General features: G+C 70.7%; 1 protein-coding gene and 1 pseudogene. Both read left to right on the top strand.

Annotation, left to right across the window (positions count from 1 at the left end):
• On the top strand, positions 1–1214 hold a 1214-nt coding region (locus B8460_RS10215), incomplete at its 5' end, for a sulfotransferase family protein (protein ID WP_048861496.1).
• A gap of 191 nt (positions 1215–1405) precedes the next feature.
• A pseudogene (locus B8460_RS10220) lies at positions 1406–2042 on the top strand (hypothetical protein); the annotation flags it as partial.

The raw sequence follows: 2042 nt of genomic DNA on the forward strand, positions 1-2042 counted from the left end.
CCGAGGCGCCGGACGACCCCGTGCTGGCGGCACAGTGGCGCATCCACCGGTCGGCGGCGCTGCAGGCAACGGGCGACCTGGCCGGCGCACGCGCTGCGGTGGATTCGGCCGACGTGCCGCCGGGAATGGCCTCGGCCCTCGCCTCCCGGCGCCTCGCCCTCGCCCCGCGCGACGACCCCGCGGCGGTACACCGGGCGGCGGAAGCGGCGGAGGCGGCGCTGGCGGTGCCGGGCGAGACGGCCGAGGCGCGCATCAACGGCCATTTCAACCTGGGGCGCTTCTGGTCCCGCCGGGACGAGCGCGACCGCGCCTTTGACCACTGGCGCACGGGCCATGACCTGTTGAGGCCGTTGCAGCCATTTTCGCGCGCGCGCTTCGCCGAGTTCGTCGGCGCGATGGAGGAGGTGTTCGACGCCGCCCGGCTGCGCGACGGGCCGCGTGCGGATTCCGATGACCCGTCGCCGGTCTTCATCGTCGGCATGCCGCGATCCGGCACCACGCTGGCCGAGCAGATCCTGGCGGCCCATCCCATGATCCACGGCGCCGGCGAGCGCAGCGCGCTCGCCTTCGCCTATGCGGCGCTCGCGGGTGATGCCGAAATGGAATCGCGCGACGCGGCGCTGCGCGTGGCCGGTCAGGATCGGGCAACGCTGACGGCCGCTTCGCTCTCCTACCTTGCGGCGCTACGGGCGCTGGCGCCGGAGGCGTCGCGGATCGTCGACAAGATGCCGGGCAATTTCCGCATCCTCGGCTTCCTCACCCTGTTGCTGCCGGGGGCGCGGGTGATCCATTGCGTGCGCGATCCGCGCGATATCGGGTTCTCGATCTTCACGCTTCGTTTCTACGGTCACCATGCGTACGCGCATGATTTGGCCGATCTCGGCTGGTATATCGGCATGCATCACCGGCTGATGACGCATTGGGCCGCGGCGGCGCCGATGCCGATCCTGCGCGTTCACCTGCATGACTGGATCGACGATCTGCGCGGCACCACGGCCCGCGTCCTCGATTTCATAGGGCTTCCCTATGACGCCGCGTGCGAACGCTTCCATGAGCTCGATCGCGAGGTGCGCACGGCCAGCCGCGATCAGGTGCGCCGACCCGTCAACCGGGCCGGCATGGGACGCTGGCGCGACTACGCGGACCAACTGGCGCCGATGATCGAGGCGTTGCAGGACACCGGCGCGCTGCCCGGCCGGACCGCCGGCGGGTAGACGTGACGGGGTTCACGTTCATGTTACGATAGCAGGACGTTCCTGCGTCTTTCGTCTTATATACGGAACTATTGCGAAGGGGTAGCGTCGGGGTGCGCCGGGCTCCGCGAGCCCAGCGAGCGATCCCTCGTCGCCTGAACGCAACGCTCGGGGCCGGCGGCACGGACATCTCAGACGATTGCGGTGGCCCCATGGCTGACACGATCTTCAGCTGGACGACGGCGGCCGATGGCGATTGGACCACCGCCGGCGACTGGAGTCAGCCCGGCTATCCCGACGCGGCCACGGCCGCGGCGGTGATCGCGGCGAGCGCGACCTCCTACACGATCACGCTCGGCGGCGGCGACCCCCTCATCACCGTCGCCAGCCTTGCCATCACGTACAGCAACGCGACCTTGTCGATCGCCAATGCGGGCGGTACCGAAACGGTGCTCGGCGACCTCACCGACGCGGGCAGCCTCCTGGTCGATACGAGCGGCGGGGGCGGCAGCGGACTGGCGGTGGGCGGCACGCTGACCGTCACGGGGCAGTTCTACGTGGGCGGCGGTGGTCTGCCCTCGGCCAGCGCGGTCACCCTGGGCGCCCTCGTCAACACCGGCGCGATCAACGTGGTGGGCAATTTCGCCACGCCCGCCGATTCGGCGACGGTGACGGTCGGCGGGCCGGCCGGCTTCGGCACCGTGGGGGTGGTGACTGGCTCGGTCTATCTGGACGGCGGCGGCACGATCGTCTTCGCGTCCGGCGAGATCACGGCGGTAGCCACCGCCTCGTCGCTTGAATTGCGGGCGGGCGGCCAGATCGACGACGCGGGCGTGGCCGGGGCGAACA

Origin of the sequence: Acidisphaera rubrifaciens HS-AP3 (assembly GCF_000964365.1) — a bacterium.
Taxonomy (GTDB): Bacteria; Pseudomonadota; Alphaproteobacteria; order Acetobacterales; family Acetobacteraceae; genus Acidisphaera; species Acidisphaera rubrifaciens.